Origin of the sequence: Bradyrhizobium sp. SMVTL-02 (genome assembly GCF_051853005.1) — a bacterium.
Classification (GTDB): domain Bacteria; phylum Pseudomonadota; class Alphaproteobacteria; order Rhizobiales; family Xanthobacteraceae; genus Bradyrhizobium.
Genome location: NZ_CP182469.1, coordinates 269,079 through 288,314 on the forward strand (window position 1 = coordinate 269,079; position 19,236 = coordinate 288,314).

Annotated in this window: 16 protein-coding genes; 8 read left to right on the top strand and 8 right to left on the bottom strand. The window is 64.3% G+C overall.

Features of this window, described 5'->3' with window-relative positions:
* Positions 1–19: 19 nt before the first annotated feature.
* Positions 20–613, top strand: coding sequence for a L,D-transpeptidase family protein (locus tag ACNJYB_RS01240; RefSeq protein ID WP_439372338.1), 594 nt, complete (start codon positions 20–22; stop codon positions 611–613).
* Between the two features lie 6 nt (positions 614–619).
* Entirely contained in the window at positions 620–1,405 is a 786-nt protein-coding gene (locus tag ACNJYB_RS01245) for a 2-keto-4-pentenoate hydratase (RefSeq protein ID WP_439372339.1), read from the top strand.
* Between the two features lie 162 nt (positions 1,406–1,567).
* Here ACNJYB_RS01245 and ACNJYB_RS01250 read toward each other — a convergent pair whose 3' ends face one another.
* Positions 1,568–2,257, bottom strand: coding sequence for a YggS family pyridoxal phosphate-dependent enzyme (locus ACNJYB_RS01250; RefSeq protein WP_439372340.1), 690 nt, complete (start codon positions 2,255–2,257; stop codon positions 1,568–1,570).
* Positions 2,258–2,366: 109 nt separating this feature from the next.
* Here ACNJYB_RS01250 and ACNJYB_RS01255 point away from each other — a divergent pair, with 109 nt between their 5' ends.
* The 5 genes from ACNJYB_RS01255 (at position 2,367) to holA (ending at position 8,896) form a co-directional block, all read left to right on the top strand.
* Complete coding sequence (locus ACNJYB_RS01255) at positions 2,367–4,070, top strand: diguanylate cyclase domain-containing protein (protein WP_439372341.1); 1,704 nt, start codon at positions 2,367–2,369, stop codon at positions 4,068–4,070.
* Between the two features lie 15 nt (positions 4,071–4,085).
* Entirely contained in the window at positions 4,086–4,274 is a 189-nt protein-coding gene (locus ACNJYB_RS01260; protein WP_439372342.1) for a hypothetical protein, read from the top strand.
* 285 nt (positions 4,275–4,559) lie between these two features.
* Positions 4,560–7,196 carry a leucine--tRNA ligase gene (gene leuS / locus ACNJYB_RS01265; protein ID WP_439372343.1) on the top strand — a complete coding sequence of 879 codons (2,637 nt, stop codon included), beginning with the start codon at positions 4,560–4,562 and terminating at the stop codon, positions 7,194–7,196.
* Positions 7,183–7,734 (top strand): LPS assembly lipoprotein LptE, encoded by a 552-nt coding sequence (lptE, locus tag ACNJYB_RS01270; protein WP_439372344.1) that lies wholly within the window; start codon positions 7,183–7,185, stop codon positions 7,732–7,734. Before leuS ends, lptE begins: the two co-directional genes overlap by 14 nt.
* Positions 7,735–7,867: 133 nt before the next feature.
* Positions 7,868–8,896 carry a DNA polymerase III subunit delta gene (gene holA, locus ACNJYB_RS01275; protein ID WP_439372345.1) on the top strand — a complete coding sequence of 343 codons (1,029 nt, stop codon included), beginning with the start codon at positions 7,868–7,870 and terminating at the stop codon, positions 8,894–8,896.
* Positions 8,897–9,113: 217 nt separating this feature from the next.
* Here the strand turns inward: holA and ACNJYB_RS01280 are convergent, their stop codons facing one another.
* From ACNJYB_RS01280 to hemJ, 7 genes are all read right to left on the bottom strand, one after another.
* Positions 9,114–10,001, bottom strand: coding sequence for a ParB/RepB/Spo0J family partition protein (locus tag ACNJYB_RS01280; protein WP_439372346.1), 888 nt, complete (start codon positions 9,999–10,001; stop codon positions 9,114–9,116).
* A 136-nt stretch (positions 10,002–10,137) separates the two neighbouring features.
* Complete coding sequence (locus ACNJYB_RS01285; protein ID WP_439372347.1) at positions 10,138–11,004, bottom strand: ParA family protein; 867 nt, start codon at positions 11,002–11,004, stop codon at positions 10,138–10,140.
* 27 nt (positions 11,005–11,031) lie between these two features.
* Positions 11,032–11,805, bottom strand: a complete 774-nt coding sequence (gene rsmG, locus ACNJYB_RS01290; RefSeq protein WP_439372348.1) for a 16S rRNA (guanine(527)-N(7))-methyltransferase RsmG — start codon at positions 11,803–11,805, stop codon at positions 11,032–11,034.
* A gap of 22 nt (positions 11,806–11,827) precedes the next feature.
* The gene (mnmG, locus tag ACNJYB_RS01295; RefSeq protein ID WP_439372349.1) at positions 11,828–13,708 is read right to left on the bottom strand and encodes a tRNA uridine-5-carboxymethylaminomethyl(34) synthesis enzyme MnmG; all 1,881 of its coding nucleotides are present in this window, start codon (positions 13,706–13,708) and stop codon (positions 11,828–11,830) included.
* Between the two features lie 603 nt (positions 13,709–14,311).
* Positions 14,312–15,664 (bottom strand): tRNA uridine-5-carboxymethylaminomethyl(34) synthesis GTPase MnmE, encoded by a 1,353-nt coding sequence (mnmE, locus tag ACNJYB_RS01300; RefSeq protein WP_439372350.1) that lies wholly within the window; start codon positions 15,662–15,664, stop codon positions 14,312–14,314.
* Positions 15,665–15,990: 326 nt separating this feature from the next.
* Positions 15,991–17,256, bottom strand: coding sequence for a transcription termination factor Rho (gene rho, locus ACNJYB_RS01305; RefSeq protein WP_011083462.1), 1,266 nt, complete (start codon positions 17,254–17,256; stop codon positions 15,991–15,993).
* Positions 17,257–17,501: 245 nt separating this feature from the next.
* Positions 17,502–17,936, bottom strand: coding sequence for a protoporphyrinogen oxidase HemJ (gene hemJ / locus ACNJYB_RS01310; RefSeq protein WP_439372351.1), 435 nt, complete (start codon positions 17,934–17,936; stop codon positions 17,502–17,504).
* Positions 17,937–18,395: 459 nt separating this feature from the next.
* Here hemJ and ACNJYB_RS01315 point away from each other — a divergent pair, with 459 nt between their 5' ends.
* Positions 18,396–19,235, top strand: a complete 840-nt coding sequence (locus ACNJYB_RS01315; RefSeq protein WP_130364019.1) for a pyruvate, water dikinase regulatory protein — start codon at positions 18,396–18,398, stop codon at positions 19,233–19,235.
* Position 19,236: the final 1 nt, after the last annotated feature.

Here is a 19,236-nt window from a genome sequence, read left to right on the forward strand (position 1 = left end):
CTTCGATGAATGTCCTGTAATGAATTCGACATCGCACGTTCACATGAAAAACAACGTCGTTTCAGTGACTTACACCAGAAATCGAAGCTCCGGACCGCTGTCGGCGATCCGCGTTAAGCCTGCTGCCGGGAATCCGCGCCGGGGCTGGCTGATGGCCGGACCGCTGACGATAGCGGTGGCGCTGGGGCGGGGCGGCATCCTCGCCAACAAGCGCGAGGGCGACGGCGGTACTCCAAGGGGTAGCTTCCGTCCCAAACGCCTGTGGTGGCGCGGCGACCGGCACAGCCGACCGCGGACATTCCTGCCGGCGCGAATCATCACCGGCGAGGACGCCTGGTGCGAGGATCCCCACGACCGACACTACAACCAGGGAATCCGGCTCGGCGCGGGGCAGGGCGGCGACCGGCTCAAGCGGGCCGACCATCTCTATGACTTCATCATCGAGATAGACCACAACACGCGACCGCGCATCGCCGGCCGCGGCAGCGCCGTGTTCCTGCATCTGGCCCGCGACAATTTCGGTCCAACCGCGGGCTGCGTCTCGATGACCAAGGCGGCGATGCTGCAGTTGTTGCGGCGGCTGGGACCAAGAACAAGAATCATCATCGGGTGAGGGCACATGCTCGAGAAAGATCAGATCGCCGCCGCATCGCGCGTCCTCTTTGAGCATTGGCGCGACGGCACCAAGCTCGACGCGCTGGAGACAAAGCTGCGGCCGCAGAGCCGCACGGAGGGCTATGCCGTTCAGGCCGGGCTCGAAACGCTGTCGCGCGGAACATTGTTCGGCTGGAAGATCGCGGCCACGAGCGTATCAGGGCAGAAGCATATCAATGTCACGGGACCGCTGGCCGGTCGCATCATGAGCGACACCGTGATCGCCGATGGCGGCACCGCGTCGATGAAGGGCAACGCGATGCGCGTCGGCGAGCCGGAATTCGCCTTCCGCATGGGCCGGGACCTGCCGCCGCGCGCGACGCCTTACGCGGTCGACGAGGTGCTCGCCGCGGTCGGCAGCTTCCATCCCGCGATCGAGATTCCGGATTCGCGCTTTACCGATTTCGCCGGCGCGGGCGAGGCGCAGCTGATCGCCGACAATGCCTGCGCGCATCTGTTCGTGCTGGGCGCGGCGACGTCTGCGGATTGGCGCGCGATGGATCTCGTCGAGGAACGGCCGCAGATCACGCTGCGCGGCGAGCGCTATATCGGCCACGGCAAGAACGTGCTCGGTGATCCCCGCGTTGCGCTCGCCTGGCTCGCCAACGAGCTGCGTGGGCTCGGCATCACCTTGCGGGCAGGGGAGGTGGTGACGACAGGCACGTGCCACCCGCCGCTGCCGATACAAGCGGGTGATGATATCGCCGCGGACTTCGGCGTGCTGGGGAAGGTGTCGGTGGGGTTTGCGTAGGCGGCACGCATCGCTGTCATCGCGAGCCCATCTCTCTCCACACGTCATTGCGAGTGCAGAAGAAATCCAGAGTCCCTCCGCGGAAAGATTCTGGATTGCTTCGCTACGTTCGCAATGACGAATTCGAGAGCGGTTGTCCTGCACGCGACTCGCGTACGACTCCTACCGATGCCCGAAGATCGCGCTGCCCACGCGCACGTGGGTGGCGCCGAGCATGATGGCTGTCGCGAAATCGGCGCTCATGCCCATCGAGAGATTCTTCAAGCCGTTGCGCTCCGCGATCTTGGCGGTCAGCGCAAAATGCGCGGCCGGCGGCTCGTCGACCGGCGGGATGCACATCAGTCCGGAAATCGTCAGCCCATAGGTGTCGCGGCAGCTTGCGAGGAAGGCATCGGCCTCGCCGGGCGCGACGCCGGCCTTCTGCGGCTCCTCCCCGGTGTTGATCTGGACGAACAACTGCGGGTGCTTTTTCTGGGATTCGATTTCCTTGGCTAACGCCTGGCAAATGCTCGGACGATCAACCGAATGAATGGCGTCGAACAGCGCGACGGCCTCCTTCGCCTTGTTGGACTGCAGCGGCCCGATCAGGTGCAGCGCGATATCCGGGTAAACAGACGTTAACGCCGGCCACTTGCCTTTGGCCTCCTGCACCCGATTCTCGCCGAATACGCGGTGCCCGGCGGCGATGACCGGCGTAATTGCATCTGCTGCGAACGTCTTGGATACCGCGATCAGCGTGACGGAGCTGCGATCACGCCGCGCGTCCTTGCAGGCGCGTGCAATTTCGGCCTCGACCGAGGCGAGTGCGTTTGGTGAATCGCCGGTTATCGGCGCTGCGCTTTTTTCTGTCATGACGTTGGGTTGGCCGCGATCGTACGGGAGGTAAGTCCAATTTTACCGAGTTCAAGAAAGAGTTTTTGAACCCTTCGCTTTACCTTGGCCCGCGGGGTGGGCAGCGAAGATGGCAAACGTCAGTTTCAACCGCAAACGAGCGAAACTCAAGGAGGTTCTCGGAATCCGGGCCCGGCTTGCGTTGCTTGCCGTGATTCTGGTTGCGCCATTGATGCTCGAGCGCATTCGTTCCCTCGAGGACGCGCGCACGCGGCAGATTGCGCAGGCCGCGGCCGAATTCATCACCGTCGCCCGGCACAGCGCCGATGCGCAGCGCGAGGTGATCTCGTCGGTCGAGACCATCCTGAAATCGGAAGCCTTCATCCGTGCCTCCGCGGGCGGCATCAGCAAGAGCTGCGACGTGCTGCGCGCGAGCCTGCCCTCGAACCTGCCCTGGATCCGCACGCTGCTGATCGCGGGCCAGGACGGACGCATCCAGTGCGCCACCAACAACATGTATGTCGGCCTCGACCTCAGCGACCGGCCCTACTTCCAGAAGGCGCAGGAAACCGGCCGCTTCGTGCTGAGCGATTTCATCCTGTCGCGGCCGGTGCCGTCGCCGACCGTGATGGCGGTCTATCCGGTGTCCGCGTTCAGCGGCGCCGCCGATGCCGTCGTGCTGGCGACCGTCAACCTCGACTGGATGTCGAAGGTCATGAACAATCTCGGCGGCCGCGCCGGCATCACCGCCGTGCTGGTCGACAGCGCCGGCACGGTGCTGGCCACCCCCGCCGACCAGCACAGCGCGGTCGGCCGTCCCCTCGACAACATGCCGCTGATGTCCGCAATCGCCGACAGGGCGCTGCGCTCGGACCAGGACGAGGGCTCGCTGTCCTTTCTCGCCGCCGATGGTTCCCGCCGCGCAGTCAGCTACATCCGTATCGCCGACACCAATGCCCGCCTGATCGCCAGCATCGACGAGGACAAGGTGTCCGCTGCGGTGAGCCGCGACATCCGTACCGCCTATCTGCAGCTCGCTTTCGTCGTCGTGTTCGTGCTGCTCGGTGCGCTCATCGCGGCCGAGAAACTCGTGATCAAGCCGATCGAGATGCTCGCCGACATGGCCAAGCGTCTCGGCGAGGGTGATCTGTCGGCGCGCGCCGCGCGCAATCGCCTACCGGCCGAGTTCGTGCCGCTGGCCCGCGCCTTCAACGCGATGGCCGCGCAGCTCAGCCAGCGCGAACGCGAGCTGATCGCGAGCAACGACCGCCTGACCGTGATGGCCTCGATCGACATGCTGTCGGGCCTCGCCAACCGCCGCGGCTTCCAGAGCCGGCTCGATTTCGAGTGGATGCGCGCGCAGCAATATGGCAGCGACCTCGCGCTGCTGATGATCGATGTCGACCATTTCAAGCTGTTCAACGACACCTACGGCCATCTCGAAGGCGATTCCTGCCTGACCCGGCTCGGCGAGTCGCTCTCCGGCATCGCCGCCGACACGATGGGCTTTGCCGCGCGCTATGGCGGCGAGGAATTCTGCCTGCTCTTGCCCAACACGGACGTGAACCGCGCCGTCGAGATCGGCGAGCAGGTGCGTGCGGCCGTGCTGAAGCTGTGCCTTCCGCACATCACCTCCGCCCACATGATCGTCACCGTCTCGATCGGCGTTGCCGCGACGAGGCCCAACGAGGCGCTCCGCCCCGGCGATCTCATCGAAGCTGCCGACGCCGCGCTCTACGCCGCCAAACATCGCGGCCGCAACAACGTCGTCGAGCACGGCGTGCAGGCGATCGAGACCGGCGCGGCTGGCATGATGATGGCGGCGAGCGCCTGACCAGCCAGAAACTCCTTGGTCGCACCCATCACGGCGTGCAGCCGCTCGGACGTGTCGACGGGCGCGTACCTGCGGCGCGGTCTCGAACCGGTTCTGCTTGGTCCGGGCGTCGAACGGGCGATTGTGGTCGATCAGCAGATCGATGGCGTTGCGCAAGTCGTCGTGGCTGCCCGCGAAATATTGGAACCAGACGGCAAAAATTGATCGGCGTCGGCGCAATCCGCTGCTCGGCCACGCCCCGCATGGCCCGTCCGGCGATGGACGCGGAAATCATGGTCGGGTTGCTGGGGTCCATTGCAAGTATTTTGGGGTCCCCGCGGGCCGCAACCTCGTATCGCCCCCTTAATCACATCCCAACAGCTGGCTCGGTAGCTATGCGGAGCAGCGCCCCAGGTTCCCTGCATGAGGCAACCCATTGACCCCCCGAGGGCTTCTATGGCCTAGTCCGCCGTCTTTAGACGGCCGAACCCAAGAAAAACCAACGATTCCATGACCTCCGAACGCTACAACGCCCGGGATTCCGAACCGCGCTGGCAGGCTGCCTGGGACCAGCAGGCGATCTTCGTCTCGAAGAACGACGATCCGCGGCCGAAATACTATGTGCTCGAGATGTTCCCCTACCCGTCCGGGCGCATCCATATCGGCCACGTCCGGAATTATACGCTCGGCGACGTGCTGGCCCGCTTCATGCGCGCCAAGGGGTTCAACGTGCTGCACCCGATGGGCTGGGACGCCTTTGGCCTGCCGGCCGAGAACGCCGCCATCGAGCGCAAGGTCGCGCCCAAGGCGTGGACCTACGACAACATCGCCGCGATGAAGAAGCAGCTCCGCTCGATCGGGCTGTCGCTGGACTGGAGCCGCGAATTCGCGACCTGCGATCCCAGCTACTACAAGCATCAGCAGAAGATGTTCCTGGACATGCTCGCCGCCGGCCTCGCCGAGCGCGAGAAGCGCAAGCTCAACTGGGATCCGGTCGACATGACCGTGCTCGCCAACGAGCAGGTGATCGACGGCCGCGGCTGGCGCTCCGGTGCGATCGTCGAACAGCGCGAGATGAGCCAGTGGGTGTTCAAGATCACGAAATACTCGCAGGAGCTGCTGTCCGCGCTGGATGGTCTCGACCGCTGGCCCGACAAGGTGCGCCTCATGCAGCGCAACTGGATCGGCCGCTCCGAGGGCCTCTTGATCCGGTTCGCGCTGGATCCGGCGACGACGCCGGCTGGCGAAAGCGAGCTGAAAATCTTCACGACGCGCCCGGACACGCTGTTCGGCGCAAAATTCATGGCGATCTCGGCGGATCATCCGCTGGCGCAGGCAGCTAGCGCCAAGAACCCGGAGCTCGCGGAGTTCATCGCCGACATCAAGAAGATCGGCACGGCGCAGTCGCTCATCGACACCGCGGAGAAGCAGGGTTTTGACACCGGCATCCGCGCAGTGCATCCGTTCGACCCGAGCTGGAAGCTGCCGGTCTATGTCGCCAACTTCGTGCTGATGGAATACGGCACCGGCGCGATCTTCGGCTGCCCCGCGCACGACCAGCGCGACCTCGACTTCGTCAACAAATACGGCCTTGGCAATACGCCGGTCGTTTGTCCCGAGGGCCAGGATCCGAAATCGTTCGTCATCACCGACACCGCCTATGACGGTGAGGGCCGCATGATCAATTCCCGCTTCCTCGACGGCATGACCATCGATCAGGCCAAGGAAGAGGTGGCGAAGCGTCTGGAGAGCGAGCTGCGCGGCAACGCGCCGGTCGGCGAGCGGCAGGTGAATTTCCGCCTGCGCGACTGGGGCATTTCGCGCCAGCGCTATTGGGGCTGCCCGATCCCGGTGATCCATTGCCCGAAGTGCGACGTGGTCCCGGTACCTGCTGCTGATCTTCCGGTGAAGCTGCCGGACGATGCGACCTTCGACAAGCCAGGCAACGCGCTCGACCATCATCCGACCTGGAAGCACGTCACCTGCCCGCAATGCGGCGGCAAGGCCCAGCGCGAAACCGACACCATGGACACCTTCGTCGATTCGTCCTGGTACTTCGCGCGCTTCACCGATCCCTGGAACGAGAATTCGCCGACGACGCCCGAGGTGGCCAACCGGATGCTGCCGGTCGACCAGTATATCGGCGGCGTCGAGCACGCGATCCTGCATCTGCTCTACAGCCGCTTCTTCACCCGCGCGATGAAGGCGACCGGGCATATCGCGCTGGACGAGCCGTTCGCCGGCCTGTTCACGCAGGGCATGGTTGTGCACGAGACCTATCAGACGGCCGACGGCACCTATGTGCAGCCGGCCGAGGTGAAGATCGAGGTTGGCGGCAACGGCCGCCGCGCGACGCTGCTCGCGTCGGGCGAAGACATCACGATCGGCCCGATCGAGAAGATGTCGAAGTCGAAGAAGAACACCGTCGACCCCGACGACATCATCGAGACCTACGGCGCCGACGTCGCCCGCTGGTTCATGCTGTCGGACTCCCCGCCCGACCGCGACGTGATCTGGAGCGACGAGCGCGTCCAGGGCGCCTCGCGCTTCGTGCAGCGGCTGTGGCGGCTGGTGAACGACGCCGTCGAGCTCGGCAAGGCCGCGCCGGCAGCCCGGCCCGCCAGCTTCGGCCCGGATGCGACCGCCCTGCGCAAGGCCGCCCATGGCACGCTGGACAAGGTCACCACCGGGATCGAGCGGCTGCACTTCAACGTCTGCCTCGCCCATATCCGCGAATTCACGAATGCCTTCTCAGAGGTGCTCCAGCGTCCCGGCCAGCCGGCCCCTGACCTCGCTCCAGATTTGGCCTGGGCGATCCGGGAGGCCAGCCAGATCCTGATCCAGCTGTTCTCCCCGATGATGCCGCACCTGGCCGAGGAGTGCTGGCAGGTTCTGGGCCAAAAGGGGCTGGTTTCGGAGGCCAATTGGCCGCAAATCGAACGCGATTTGTTGGTTGAAGACAGCGTGACCCTGGTGGTTCAGGTCAACGGCAAGAAGCGGGGTGAGGTCACAGTTGCAACAGCGGCCCAGAATCCGGAAATCGAGGCTGCCGTTTTGGCTCTCGATGCGGTAAAGCTGGCCCTGGACGGCAGGCCCGTCCGCAAGGTGATCATCGTCCCCAAGAGGATCGTGAATGTTGTCGGCTAGGATCCGCATCACAGCCCGCCTTCTGGCAGTCGCCGCACTGGCGGCGCTGACGGCTGGCTGCTTCCAGCCGATGTATGCCGAGCGCGGCGACGGCACCCCCGGCCTGCGCGAGAAGCTGATGGGCGTCGAGTTGCCGCCAATCAACAAGCCCAACGCCTCCCGCGAGGCCCGTGTCGGCGTCGAGGTCCGCAACGCCCTGGCCTTCAAGCTGTACGGCAGCGCCACGGGCATGCCGCCGACCCACCGCCTGGACATCCGCTTCACCTCCAGCCGCTCGTCCCTGATCGTCGATCCCAACACGGGTCTGCCGAGCACCGAGAATTACGGCATCGACTGCCAGTACAATCTGGTCGAGATCGTCAGCGGCAGGTCGGTCATGACCGGCACCACGTTCTCGCGCGTGTCCTACGACATGCCCGGCTCCTACCAGCGCTTCTCGCGCAATCGTGCCGTTCGCGATGCAGAGGATCGTGCCGCCAACGAAATCGCAGAGAACATCAACACCCGGCTCGCCGCGTTCTTCACCGCGGGCACGTAGTTCATTCCCGTCGTTCCGGGGCCTGCGAAGCATGAACCCGGAATCTCGATGCCCAATCTCCGGATTCTCAGGTGCGCAATTGCGCACCGTAGTTCGCCTCTGACGAGGCGCTCCGGAATGACGATCTAGGCCGATGGTCGCGCTGCGCGGAAAAGAGATCGACGCCTTCCTCGCCCGCCCCGATGCGGGCCGGCCGATCATCCTGCTCTACGGTCCCGATGCCGGACTCGTGCGCGAACGCGCCGACGCGCTGATTGCCTCGGCGGTCGACGATCCCAATGATCCCTTCTCGCTGGTGAAGCTCGACGGCGACGAGCTCTCCGCCGAGCCGTCACGCCTCGTCGACGAAGCCATGACGGTGCCGCTGTTCGGCGGCCGCCGCGCCATCCGTATCCGTGCCGGCTCGCGCAGCTTTGCCGCCGGCATCGACACGCTGGCCGAGATGAGCGTGAAGGACTGCCGCATCGTGATCGAGGCCGGCGAGTTGCGCCCGGAATCGCCGCTGCGCAAGGCCTGCGAGAAGGCCAAGACGGCGGTCGCGATCGGCTGTTATCCCGACACCGAGCGCGACCTCGCCAAGCTGATGGACGACGAGCTCCGCATCGCGAACCTGCGCATCGCGCAGGATGCCCGCGCGGCGCTGATGTCGTTCCTCGGCGGCGACCGCCAGGCGTCGCGCAACGAGCTGCGCAAGCTCACGCTGTACGCCCATGGCAAGGGCGAGATCACGCTCGATGACGTGATGTCGGTGGTCGCGGATGCATCCGAGCTGAAGCTCGATCCGATCGTGGACGGCGCCTTCGCCGGTCGACCCGACATCGTCGAGACCGAATTTGCAAAAGCCATGATCGCCGGCACCTATCCCGGCGTGATCATCTCGGCCGCGCAGCGCCAGGCCGCGTGGCTGCACAAATCCGCGCTCGCGATCGCCGACGGCCAGCCTGCCTCCACCGTGCTCGACGGCGGTTATCCGCGGCTGCACTTTTCACGAAAGCCGATGGTCGAAACCGCGCTGCGCAATTTCAATGTGGCACGGCTCGCCGCCGTGATCGAGCAGCTCGCAACCGCCGCGCTCGACACCCGCAAGCAATCGACGCTAGCCGCCGCCATCGCCCAGCGCACGCTGATGGCGATCGCGGCGAATGCGAAGCGGCGGGGCTAGCATAGGCGCCGCTCGCTCCACGTCGTTGCGAGCGCAACTCTCTCAATCGTCATTGCGAGCGCAGCGAAGCAGTCCAGAATCTTTCCGCGAAGGGACTCTGGATTGCTTCGCTGCGCTCGCAATGACGGGGTCGACGTAGATGCGCGCCACGCCCTCAGCCGTCGGCCTGGCCGCCGTGCGCAATTGCGCACCAGGCCCTGACGACACCGAGGTGAGCCTAAATCCCGCCCTTGGCGAGCCGCTTCATCACCTCGTCGAGCTGATCGAGGTTGCGGTAGTTGATCTGCACGGAGCCGCCGGGGTCGCGGTGATTGACGGTGACCTTGAGGCCGAGCGCGTCGCTGACGCGCTTTTCGAGATCGATCGTGTCGGGGTCCTTTTCCTTGCCCCCGGTGCTGCGCGCCTTCTGGGGCTTGCGCTCAGGCACGCCCTCTTCATGCGCGAGCGCCTCGGCCTGACGGACGTTGAGGCCCTCCTCGACGATGCGCTTGGCCGCACTGAGCGGATCGGGCACGCCGATCAGCGCGCGGGCGTGACCGGCCGTCAATTCACCGGTCGCGATGAGGGCCTGCACCTCGGCCGGCAGCTTCGTCAGCCGCATCATGTTGGCGACGTGGCTGCGGCTCTTGCCGACGACTTTCGCGATGTCGTCCTGGCTGCGTTTGAACTCGTTGGCGAGCGCGTGATAGCCCTGCGCCTCCTCCATCGGGTTGAGGTCCTCGCGCTGCACGTTCTCGACGATCGCAAACTCGAGCGCATCGCTGTCGCTGATGTCGACCGGGACGATCGGCACCTCGTGCAGGCCGGCCATCTGCGAGGCGCGCCAGCGCCGCTCGCCGGCGATGATTTCGTAGCGATCCTGCGCGCCCTTCACCGGACGCACCACGATCGGCTGGATCACGCCATGCTGCTTGATGGAGTCAGAGAGCTCCTTGAGCTCGGTGTCCGAAAACGTGCGGCGCGGGTTGCGGGGATTGGCCTTGATGAATTCGATCGGCACCTTGCGCTGCGCGCGCGGACGATCGACATGCTGGGCTTCGCCGCCGACGTCACCGATCAGACTTGCAAGACCCCGGCCCAATCGCGAACGCGCTTCGTCGGCCATCGCCAGCTCCCTTGGATTCACGGTGCAGCACTCCAGAACTGAATTATCGTAGGGTGGGCAAAGCGTGCCCACCGGTTCTTTATGTGCGGAAGACGGTGGGCACTGCAAAGACGCCTTTGCTCACCCTGCGGCATCTTCAATGCGTCGTGCGCAGCTCGCGCTCGCGCTGGATCACTTCGGTGGCGAGCCGCAAGTAAGCTTCGCTGCCGACACATTTGAGATCGTAGACCAGCACCGGCTTGCCGTAGGACGGCGCTTCGGAGATGCGCACGTTGCGCGGGATCATGGTCTTGTAGACCTTCTCGCCCATGAACTGGCGGACGTCGGCGACAACCTGGTTGGAGAGGTTGTTGCGCGAGTCGAACATGGTCAGCACGATGCCGTGGATCGACAGGTTCGGATTGAGCGTCGAACGCACCTGCTCCACCGTCTGCAGCAATTGCGACAGGCCTTCGAGGGCGAAGAACTCGCACTGCAACGGCACCAGGATCGCATCGGAAGCGGCCATCGCGTTCACGGTGAGCAGGTTGAGCGACGGTGGGCAGTCGATCAGCACATAGGTGTAGTCGGCATCCGGCGAGACGTTGTTGTTGAGCGCGCCGATCGCGTCGCGCAGCTTGAAGGCGCGCCCGGGCGTGGTGCCGAGCTCGAGCTCGAGGCCGGAGAGATCCATGGTCGACGGCGCGATGTGCAGCCGCGGCACCGCGGTCGAGACCACCGCCTCGCGCAAGGCCGCTTCGCCGACGAGCACGTCGTAGGTCGAGCAGGAGCGGTTGCGGCGGTCGATGCCGAGGCCGGTCGACGCATTGCCCTGCGGATCGAGATCGACGATCAGGACGCGCTCGCCGATCGCCGCGAGCGCCGTGCCGAGGTTGATCGCTGTGGTTGTTTTTCCCACGCCGCCTTTCTGATTCGCCAGGGCGAGGATGCGCGGATGACCGTGCGGAACCTCAGCCTTCTCTTGGTCGGTCTGGTCTTGCTGCGGCTCGTCCATCACGCTCATCGAAATTCCCCACTCCCCCTGAACGTCTCACCCGCGCCGTTCGGCGGCATTCAACTCCACGATCCAGCCGTCGCCCGTGCGGCTATGGTGGAGCTCGGGCTGAATATTCCAATATTTAGCGGCTTCGGTCAATTCAGCCTCTACATCTTGACCCTTCGGAAATAGCGCCTTTGCGCCTTGGCGCATCAACGGCTCCGCAAAGCCGATGAGTTGATGTAGCGGAGCCAGCGCACGCGCAGTGACGCAATCGACGGGGCCGGTGATTCTATCCACATTATCCCCGATCTCGGCGAGATGTACGACTCCCGGAGATGCGGTGACGCGGACAGCTTCGCGCAAAAAGGCGGCCTTCTTGGCGATTCGCTCGACGAGGTGGACGCTGGCGCCCGGCGTCCCGGCCATGGCGCAGGCGAGCACGACGCCGGGAAAGCCGCCGCCGCTGCCGAGGTCGGCCCAGCGCTTTGCCGATGGCGCGAGGTCGACGAGCTGGAGCGAATCGGCGACGTGCCGGCTCCAGAGCTTCGGCAGGGTCGAGGGTGCGACGAGATTGGTCTTGGCCTGCCACTCCCGCAGCAGCACAATGTAGCGATCGAGGCGGTCCTCGGTTTCACGTGAAACGGGCGCGAGCTTGAGCGCCGCGATCTTGTCCACGGCGATGATTGAATCGAGCGACTGATCGTTGGCGCTGGCCTTGCCGATCCTGGGTTTGGCCGGCGTCGGTTCGGATGGACGACCCACGCCCTCGCCTGCTCCCGGTCGTCGCGATAGCGGCCTGTCCCCGCCCGGTCCGCGCTGTTTCACGTGAAACGCCTATCCAATTGGCTTATGCGATTGCCTTGGAAGTCTTCCGTGCCTCGCGGCGAAGATAGGCCGCGAGGATGCCGAGCGCCGCCGGCGTCATGCCATCGATGCGGGCGGCCTGGCCCACCGTGAACGGCCGCGCCTTCTCCAGCTTGGCGCGGACCTCGTTGGAGAGACCGGGGACCAGCTGGTAGTCGACCTCCGCCAGCACCATCCCCTCGTCGCGCCGGAAGGCTTCGACGTCGGCGCTCTGGCGCTCCAGATAGACATCGTACTTGGCGTCGATCTCAAGATGGGTGGCAATGACGGGATCGATGCTGGAGAGCTCCGGCCAGATCGCGCGGACCTGGCTCCAGCCGATCTCCGGATAGGCCATCAGCTCAAAGGCCGAGCGACGCTGGCCATCCCGGTTCAGGGACAGCCCGTGCCTGATCGCTTCGTTCGGTGTGATGGTGAGCGACTTCGACAACATCCGGGCGGCGTTCAGGGCGTCCATCTTGGCGCGGTGATGCCGGGTCCGGGCACTGCCGACGCATCCAAGTGCGATGCCTTTCTCCGTCAGACGCTGATCGGCATTGTCGGCCCGCAGCGTCAGCCGGTACTCGGCTCGTGAGGTGAACATCCGATAGGGCTCGGTGATCCCGCGGGTGACGAGGTCATCGATCATGACGCCGAGATAGCCATCGGCCCGGTCAAACACCGTCAGAGCGGCACCGCTGGCGGACAGCGCCGCGTTCAGGCCGGCCACGATGCCCTGCCCGGCGGCTTCCTCGTATCCGGTGGTGCCGTTGATCTGCCCGGCCAGGAACAGACCGCGCAGGCGCTTGGTCTGCAGGGTCGGATCGAGCTCGCGGGGGTCGATATGGTCGTATTCGATGGCATAGCCCGGCCGGACCATCTTCACCCGCTCCAGGCCGGGAATGCTGGCGAGGATCGCGAGCTGGACCTCCTCCGGCAGCGAGGTGGAGATGCCGTTGGGATAGACGGTGCTGTCATCGAGCCCTTCCGGCTCCAGGAAGATCTGGTGGCCGTCGCGGTCGCCAAAGCGGACGATCTTGTCCTCGATCGAGGGGCAGTAGCGCGGACCGGAGCTCTTGATCTGGCCGGAGTACATCGGGGAGCGATGGACATTGGCCCGGATCACCTCATGGGTCGCCGGCGTGGTCCGGGTAATCCCGCACTGAATCTGCGGGGTCGTGATCCGCTCGGTCATCACCGAGAACGGCTCCGGCGGCTCGTCGCCGGGCTGCATTTCCACCGCCGACCAGTCGATCGTGGTGCCGTCCAGACGCGGCGGCGTCCCGGTCTTCAGCCGCCCGAGCACGAAGCCGGCCCGCTCGAAGGAGCTGGAAAGGCCGATCGCAGGCGCCTCTCCGACCCGGCCGGCGGGCCAATTCTTCTCACCGAGATGGATCAGACCGCGCAGGAAGGTGCCGGTGGTGACGACGACGGCCCCTGCCCGAAGCTCCCGGCCGTCGGCCAGACGCAGTCCGGTGACCCGTCCCTCGACCAGGATCAGCTCGTCGGCTTCGCCCTCGATGACGGAAAGGCCCTCGGTCTCCAGGATCGCGGCCTGCATCGCCGCCGCATACAGCTTCCGGTCCGCCTGGGCGCGCGGACCCCGCACTGCGGGCCCCTTCCGGCGATTGAGGACGCGAAACTGGATGCCGCCGGCATCCCCGGCACGGCCCATCAGGCCATCGAGGGCGTCCACCTCGCGGACCAGATGACCCTTGCCAAGACCGCCGATGGCGGGATTGCAGGACATCGCGCCGATCGTGGAGAAGCGGTGGGTCACCAGAGCGGTGGTTGCGCCTATCCGGGCAGCGGCAGCCGCGGCCTCACAGCCGGCGTGGCCGCCGCCAATCACGATGACGTCGAAGCTCTCTCGCTCTGTTTGCATCGGCGGACTTCTATCCCAGAGCGGAAAAAGCCGGAAGTGGAAACTGGTTGGAGCAGTGTTTCACGTGAAACAGGGGCGGCCCAGGGCAAAGGTTTCCGACGAAAACAACCCCATGCACCGTAGAGGCGCGGTTGAGCCGATTGCTGTTTCACGTGAAACAAGATCGACGCTTCCCTCGTGAGGGCATGGACGCGTCCTGCTCGGCCCGTTGCCGAGGTGCCAATCAGAGGCGAGACGGTCTCGTCACACTCCGTCATTGCGAGCGCAGCGGAGCAATCCAAGCTCGCTCCGCGGAGGCGGCCTGGATTGCTTCGTCGCAAGGCCTCCTCGCAATGACGGAGCGCGGCGGCCGGCCCTCACCCCTCACCGCTCACAGAAAGAGACACCCCCTCAAGCGAAACCACGGAGGCTGCTGACAGCGCCGCCCGCTGTTTGACGTGAAACAGAAGCAACCTCTCTCGTTGGCGAAGCGAACGATACTCCCGGCGCGGCGAGAACCCCGAGGAACGCTTCCAAGGTATACAGAGCCGAAATCGCCTGTGGGCGTTTCACGTCAAACAAAAGGAGTGGAACAAGGACTATTTCTACAACCAAGAACTAGCTCTACTTTCCGATGCAGAATTTCTGGAAGATCGCCCCAAGGACGTCCTCGACGTCCACCCGGCCCAATAGCCGACCCAGGGCATAGGCGGCGGCACGCAGTTCTTCAGCGGCCAGCTCTTCGCCCTGTTCTACAAGGTCGAGACTCCGGCGCAAGCTATCCGAGGCTTCGCGCAACAGATCGCGCTGGCGGACCCGGGTCACCAAGGCGCCCTCGGTTCTCCCGAAGAAGTTGGCGGCAAATTTTACCAAGGCATCGACCAGCTCGGGAATGCCGTCGCCACGGCTGGCCGAGATTGCGAACTCGCCTGCCGGCTCGGCACCTCCGGCCCCGCCGATATCGATCTTGTTGTGCACGACCCAGACCGCGCCATTGGATCGATCGTCTTCGGATTTCCTCAGCGACCGCATCGCCTCCGGATCGATCGCTCGACCGCCCTCCACCAGCCACAGCACAAGGTCCGCGTCCTCGGCTCGCGCGCGTGCGCGGCGCACGCCTTCCTGCTCGACCGGATCCTCGGTTTCGCGAATGCCGGCGGTGTCGATGACCGTGACCGGATAGCCATCCAGATCGAGCTGCACCTCGATCACATCGCGCGTTGTCCCGGCATGTGGCGAGACGATCGCGACGTCGCGGCGCGCGAGCTGATTCATCAGCGTCGACTTGCCGACGTTCGGCTCGCCGGCGATCGCAACCACGATACCGTCGCGCAGGCGTTCCGAATGTCCCTGTGCCGCAAGTACTTTTGTGATTTCAGCGTGCAGCGCCTGGATCGCTTTCACCGCCGGCGCCCTCAGCTCCGCCGGCACGTCGCCTTCATCGGAAAAATCGATGCCGGCCTCGATCAGCGCGGACGCCTCGATGATGCGCTCACGCCAGTCACGCGCGCGGTCGCCGAGCAGGCCCTGCAACTGGCGTAGCGCCTGGCGGCGCTGCCGGTCGGTGTCAGCGTGGACGAGATCGTCGAGGCCCTCGGCCTCGGTGAGGTCGAGCTTGCCGTTCTCGAAGGCGCGCCGGGTGAACTCGCCAGGCTCGGCCGCGCGGGAATTCGGAATATCTGAAATTGCGACTAGGACAGCCGCCAGCACCGCGCGTCCGCCATGGACGTGAAATTCGGCGATGTCTTCGCCGGTCGCGCTGCCCGGCCCGGGAAACCAGAGCACGACCGCGTCATCGATCGCCTGGCCGGCCCCGTCCCGGAGCAGCCGGCGGCTGGCCTGCCGCGGCGCCGGCAGCCGGCCCGCGAGCGTCGTCAGCGCCAGGCCGGCTTGCGAGCCAGAGACGCGCACCACGGCGATCGCGCTGGGCGGCCGGCCGGATGACAGCGCAAAAATGGTCTGGTCTCGCGGATGCATGGCCTATTTGTCCGGCTGCCAGTGAAAAGGCAAATACCGGTTTTCAGCTCCGCCGAAGGCAGAGTTTTGGTGCATCAGATATCGCCGGAATCTCTCTATTGCACCGCAATATGTCCGCAGCATTTTCGCAGCAGAAATGCTTCTTCCAGGAGGAGCTTGGCCAAACGGATTCAAGTTTTAGTCCTATATATCAATAAATTAATGGGGGTCTCGATAAGGCGCCGCCAGCATCCGATGCTCGAGCTCGCTGCAGCAAAGCCGCAAAATAAAAAAGGGCGCCCGAAGGCGCCCTCTGATTCTTTGCTGCACTGCGCTCAGGTGTTCATTCAGGTGTTCATGGAGTCGAAGAACTCCGAATTGCTCTTGGTCGAGCGCAGCTTGTCGAGCAGGAAGTCGATCGCGTCCATCGTGCCCATCGGATTGAGGATGCGGCGGAGCACGTACATCTTCTTGAGCACCTGCGGATCGGTGATGAGCTCCTCCTTGCGGGTGCCGGAGCGCGAGATGTCGATCGCCGGGAAGGTGCGCTTGTCCGAGACCTTGCGGTCGAGGATCAGCTCCGAGTTACCGGTGCCCTTGAACTCTTCGAAGATGACTTCGTCCATGCGGCTGCCGGTATCGACCAGTGCGGTCGCGATGATGGTCAGCGAGCCGCCCTCCTCGATGTTGCGGGCGGCACCGAAGAAGCGCTTCGGGCGCTGCAGCGCGTTGGCGTCGACACCGCCGGTCAGCACCTTGCCGGATGACGGCACCACGGTGTTGTAGGCGCGGCCGAGGCGGGTGATCGAATCGAGCAGGATCACGACGTCGCGGCCATGCTCGACCAGGCGCTTGGCCTTCTCGATCACCATCTCGGCGACCTGGACGTGACGCACCGCCGGCTCGTCGAAGGTCGAGGACACGACCTCGCCTTTCACCGAGCGCTGCATGTCCGTGACTTCTTCCGGACGCTCGTCGATCAAGAGCACGATCAGGTAGCATTCGGGATGATTGTGCGTGATCGAGTGCGCGATGTTCTGCATCAGCACGGTCTTACCCGTACGCGGCGGCGCAACGATCAGCGCACGCTGGCCCTTGCCGATCGGAGCCACGATGTCGATCACGCGTGCAGACAGGTCCTTCCGCGTCGGATCGTCGATCTCCATGCGGAAACGCTGGTTCGGAAACAGCGGCGTGAGGTTGTCGAAATTGACCTTGTGCTTGGCCTTTTCCGGGTCCTCGAAATTGAGTGTGTTGACCTTCAGCAGCGCAAAGTAGCGCTCGCCCTCTTTCGGGCTGCGGATGTGGCCTTCGATGGTGTCACCGGTGCGCAGGCCGAAACGGCGGATCTGCGAGGGCGAAACGTAGATATCGTCCGGGCCCGGCAGATAATTGGCATCGGGCGAGCGGAGGAAGCCGAAACCATCGGAGAGCACCTCGACGACGCCTTCGCCGACGATGTCGGTCTCGGCCAGCGACAGCTGCTTGAGGATGGCGAACAGCAGCTCCTGCTTGCGCATGGTGCTGGCATTCTCGACCCCGTTCTCTTCCGCGAACGAGACGAGCTCGGCCGGGGTCTTCGACTTGAGGTCCTGGAGTTTAATTTCCCGCATTGGGGTGGTCCTGTAGGGTAACCTTGGAGGGGTGCGAGGAGGCTCTGAAATGCGGACGTGAGAAGATAAGGTCCGCAGGTCTGGCAAGGAGAGTGCCGGTGAGGCTTCAAACCTGATGCGGTGTCCGGCCTCTGGAAAGCTCAGACACAACCACATCCGCCTGCGTTGGGTGGGATATCGATACTATAGAAAATCGCTTCCTTCTCCGCAAGCCGAAGCGCTGAGCGATTCCGCGCGTGGCCTGCCTAGAACGGCTTCACGATCACCATGATGACGATGAGAATCATCAAAACGGTCGGCACCTCATTGATAATCCGATAGAATTTCTGACTTCGCGGACGCCGGTCGGCGGCGAAATCCTTGAGCCAGCGCGAAAAAAAGCCGTGGACCGCGGACAGCACCAGGACCAATGCCAGTTTTACGTGCAGCCAGCCGAACGTGAACCAGTGGCCGGACCAGGCGAGAAACAGCCCGGCGAGCCAGGTGACGATCATGGCGGGGTTAATGATCGCCTTAAACAGCCGCCGCTCCATGACCTTGAACGTCTCCGACTGCTTCGAGCCGATCTCGGCCTCGCAATGATAGACGAACAGCCGCGGCAGATAGAGCATGCCGGCCATCCAGGACATGACGGCGATCACATGCAGCGCCTTGATCCAGAGATAGACGTCTTCGAACATTTTCGAGGGTCCGGATTGATGCCCAGCGAAAGGAGCTGGGGATAGTAAGAACCCGTTAAGGTCTTGCCCTGCACACATATCCGTCCGTAGCGCCTTCCTCAAATCTAGAATCTTAGATTCTTAAAGGTTTGAGTCTGAGTGACCGTGGATTGGACTCACGAAAATCCGTCCGCGACTTCACGCGCGCTTGTTCACATCCATCAACATATCCTGAGCTGGTTCGGCCGGTTCCGATAAGTCGTCCGGACTCAAAGACTTGCTTGCGCCTGTCGGCAGCTTATCAAGGGGGTTATATCCGCAATCCCGCTTCCCGCTTGGAGAGGCGGCGGACTTGTTCTGACGGGCAGCGGTGTGAAGAAAATTGGCACTTGTCCCATCGCTGGTGTCGCACATCCCTTTCCGAGCGGTTAAGCTCCACAGAAATCCACAAACCGCCCCGCCCTCATCCAAAGAGTTTTTGTGCCGACCTCGAACAATTATTTCCATCTACACCTGGTGTCCGACTCCACCGGCGAGACGCTGATCACCGTCGCGCGCGCGGTCGCCGCGCAATATGCGAACGTGACGCCGGTCGAGCATGTCTATCCGCTGGTGCGGAGCCAGAAGCAGCTCGACCGCGTGCTCGACGAGATCGAGGAAGCGCCGGGGATCGTGCTGTTCACGCTGCTCGAGAAGGATCTGGTCGCCAGGCTCGAGGACAAGTGCAAGCAGATCAATGTTCCGAGCCTGTCGATCATCGGGCCGGTGATGCAGTTGTTCGAAGCCTATCTCGGCGCTGCGACCACGGGTCGCGTCGGCGCCCAGCACGTGCTCAATGCGGAATATTTCAAGCGCATCGACGCACTGAACTACACGATGATCCATGACGACGGTCAGCATGTCGAAGGTCTCGACGACGCCGACGTGGTTCTGGTCGGCGTGTCCCGCACCTCGAAGACGCCGACATCGATCTATCTCGCCAATCGCGGCATCCGCACCGCCAACGTGCCGCTGGTGCCCGGCATTCCCGTGCCGGCGCAGCTCGAGACGCTGACGCGTCCGCTGGTGGTGAGCCTGCATGCGACGCCGGAACGGCTGATCCAGATTCGCCAGAACCGCCTGCTCTCCATGGGCGCCGAATCCGGCAGCGACACCTATACCGACAAGCAGTCGGTCACCGAGGAGGTCGCGTTCGCGCGCAAGCTCAGCGCCAAGCACGATTGGCCGCTGCTCGACGTCACGCGGCGATCGATCGAGGAAACCGCCGCGGCGATCATGAAGCTCTACAGCGATCGCCAGCGCAACCGGCCCTCGGAATAGT

Excerpts from the sequence above, each read along its gene's own strand:
- ACNJYB_RS01240 (WP_439372338.1), top strand. The coding sequence starts at position 20 with ATGAATTCGACATCGCACGTTCACATGAAAAACAACGTCGTTTCAGTG.
- ACNJYB_RS01245 (WP_439372339.1), top strand. The coding sequence starts at position 620 with ATGCTCGAGAAAGATCAGATCGCCGCCGCATCGCGCGTCCTCTTTGAG.
- ACNJYB_RS01250 (WP_439372340.1), bottom strand. The coding sequence starts at position 2,257 with ATGACAGAAAAAAGCGCAGCGCCGATAACCGGCGATTCACCAAACGCA.
- ACNJYB_RS01255 (WP_439372341.1), top strand. The coding sequence starts at position 2,367 with ATGGCAAACGTCAGTTTCAACCGCAAACGAGCGAAACTCAAGGAGGTT.
- leuS (WP_439372343.1), top strand. The coding sequence starts at position 4,560 with ATGACCTCCGAACGCTACAACGCCCGGGATTCCGAACCGCGCTGGCAG.
- lptE (WP_439372344.1), top strand. The coding sequence starts at position 7,183 with ATGTTGTCGGCTAGGATCCGCATCACAGCCCGCCTTCTGGCAGTCGCC.
- holA (WP_439372345.1), top strand. The coding sequence starts at position 7,868 with ATGGTCGCGCTGCGCGGAAAAGAGATCGACGCCTTCCTCGCCCGCCCC.
- ACNJYB_RS01280 (WP_439372346.1), bottom strand. The coding sequence starts at position 10,001 with ATGGCCGACGAAGCGCGTTCGCGATTGGGCCGGGGTCTTGCAAGTCTG.
- ACNJYB_RS01285 (WP_439372347.1), bottom strand. The coding sequence starts at position 11,004 with ATGAGCGTGATGGACGAGCCGCAGCAAGACCAGACCGACCAAGAGAAG.
- mnmG (WP_439372349.1), bottom strand. The coding sequence starts at position 13,708 with ATGCAAACAGAGCGAGAGAGCTTCGACGTCATCGTGATTGGCGGCGGC.
- mnmE (WP_439372350.1), bottom strand. The coding sequence starts at position 15,664 with ATGCATCCGCGAGACCAGACCATTTTTGCGCTGTCATCCGGCCGGCCG.
- rho (WP_011083462.1), bottom strand. The coding sequence starts at position 17,256 with ATGCGGGAAATTAAACTCCAGGACCTCAAGTCGAAGACCCCGGCCGAG.
- hemJ (WP_439372351.1), bottom strand. The coding sequence starts at position 17,936 with ATGTTCGAAGACGTCTATCTCTGGATCAAGGCGCTGCATGTGATCGCC.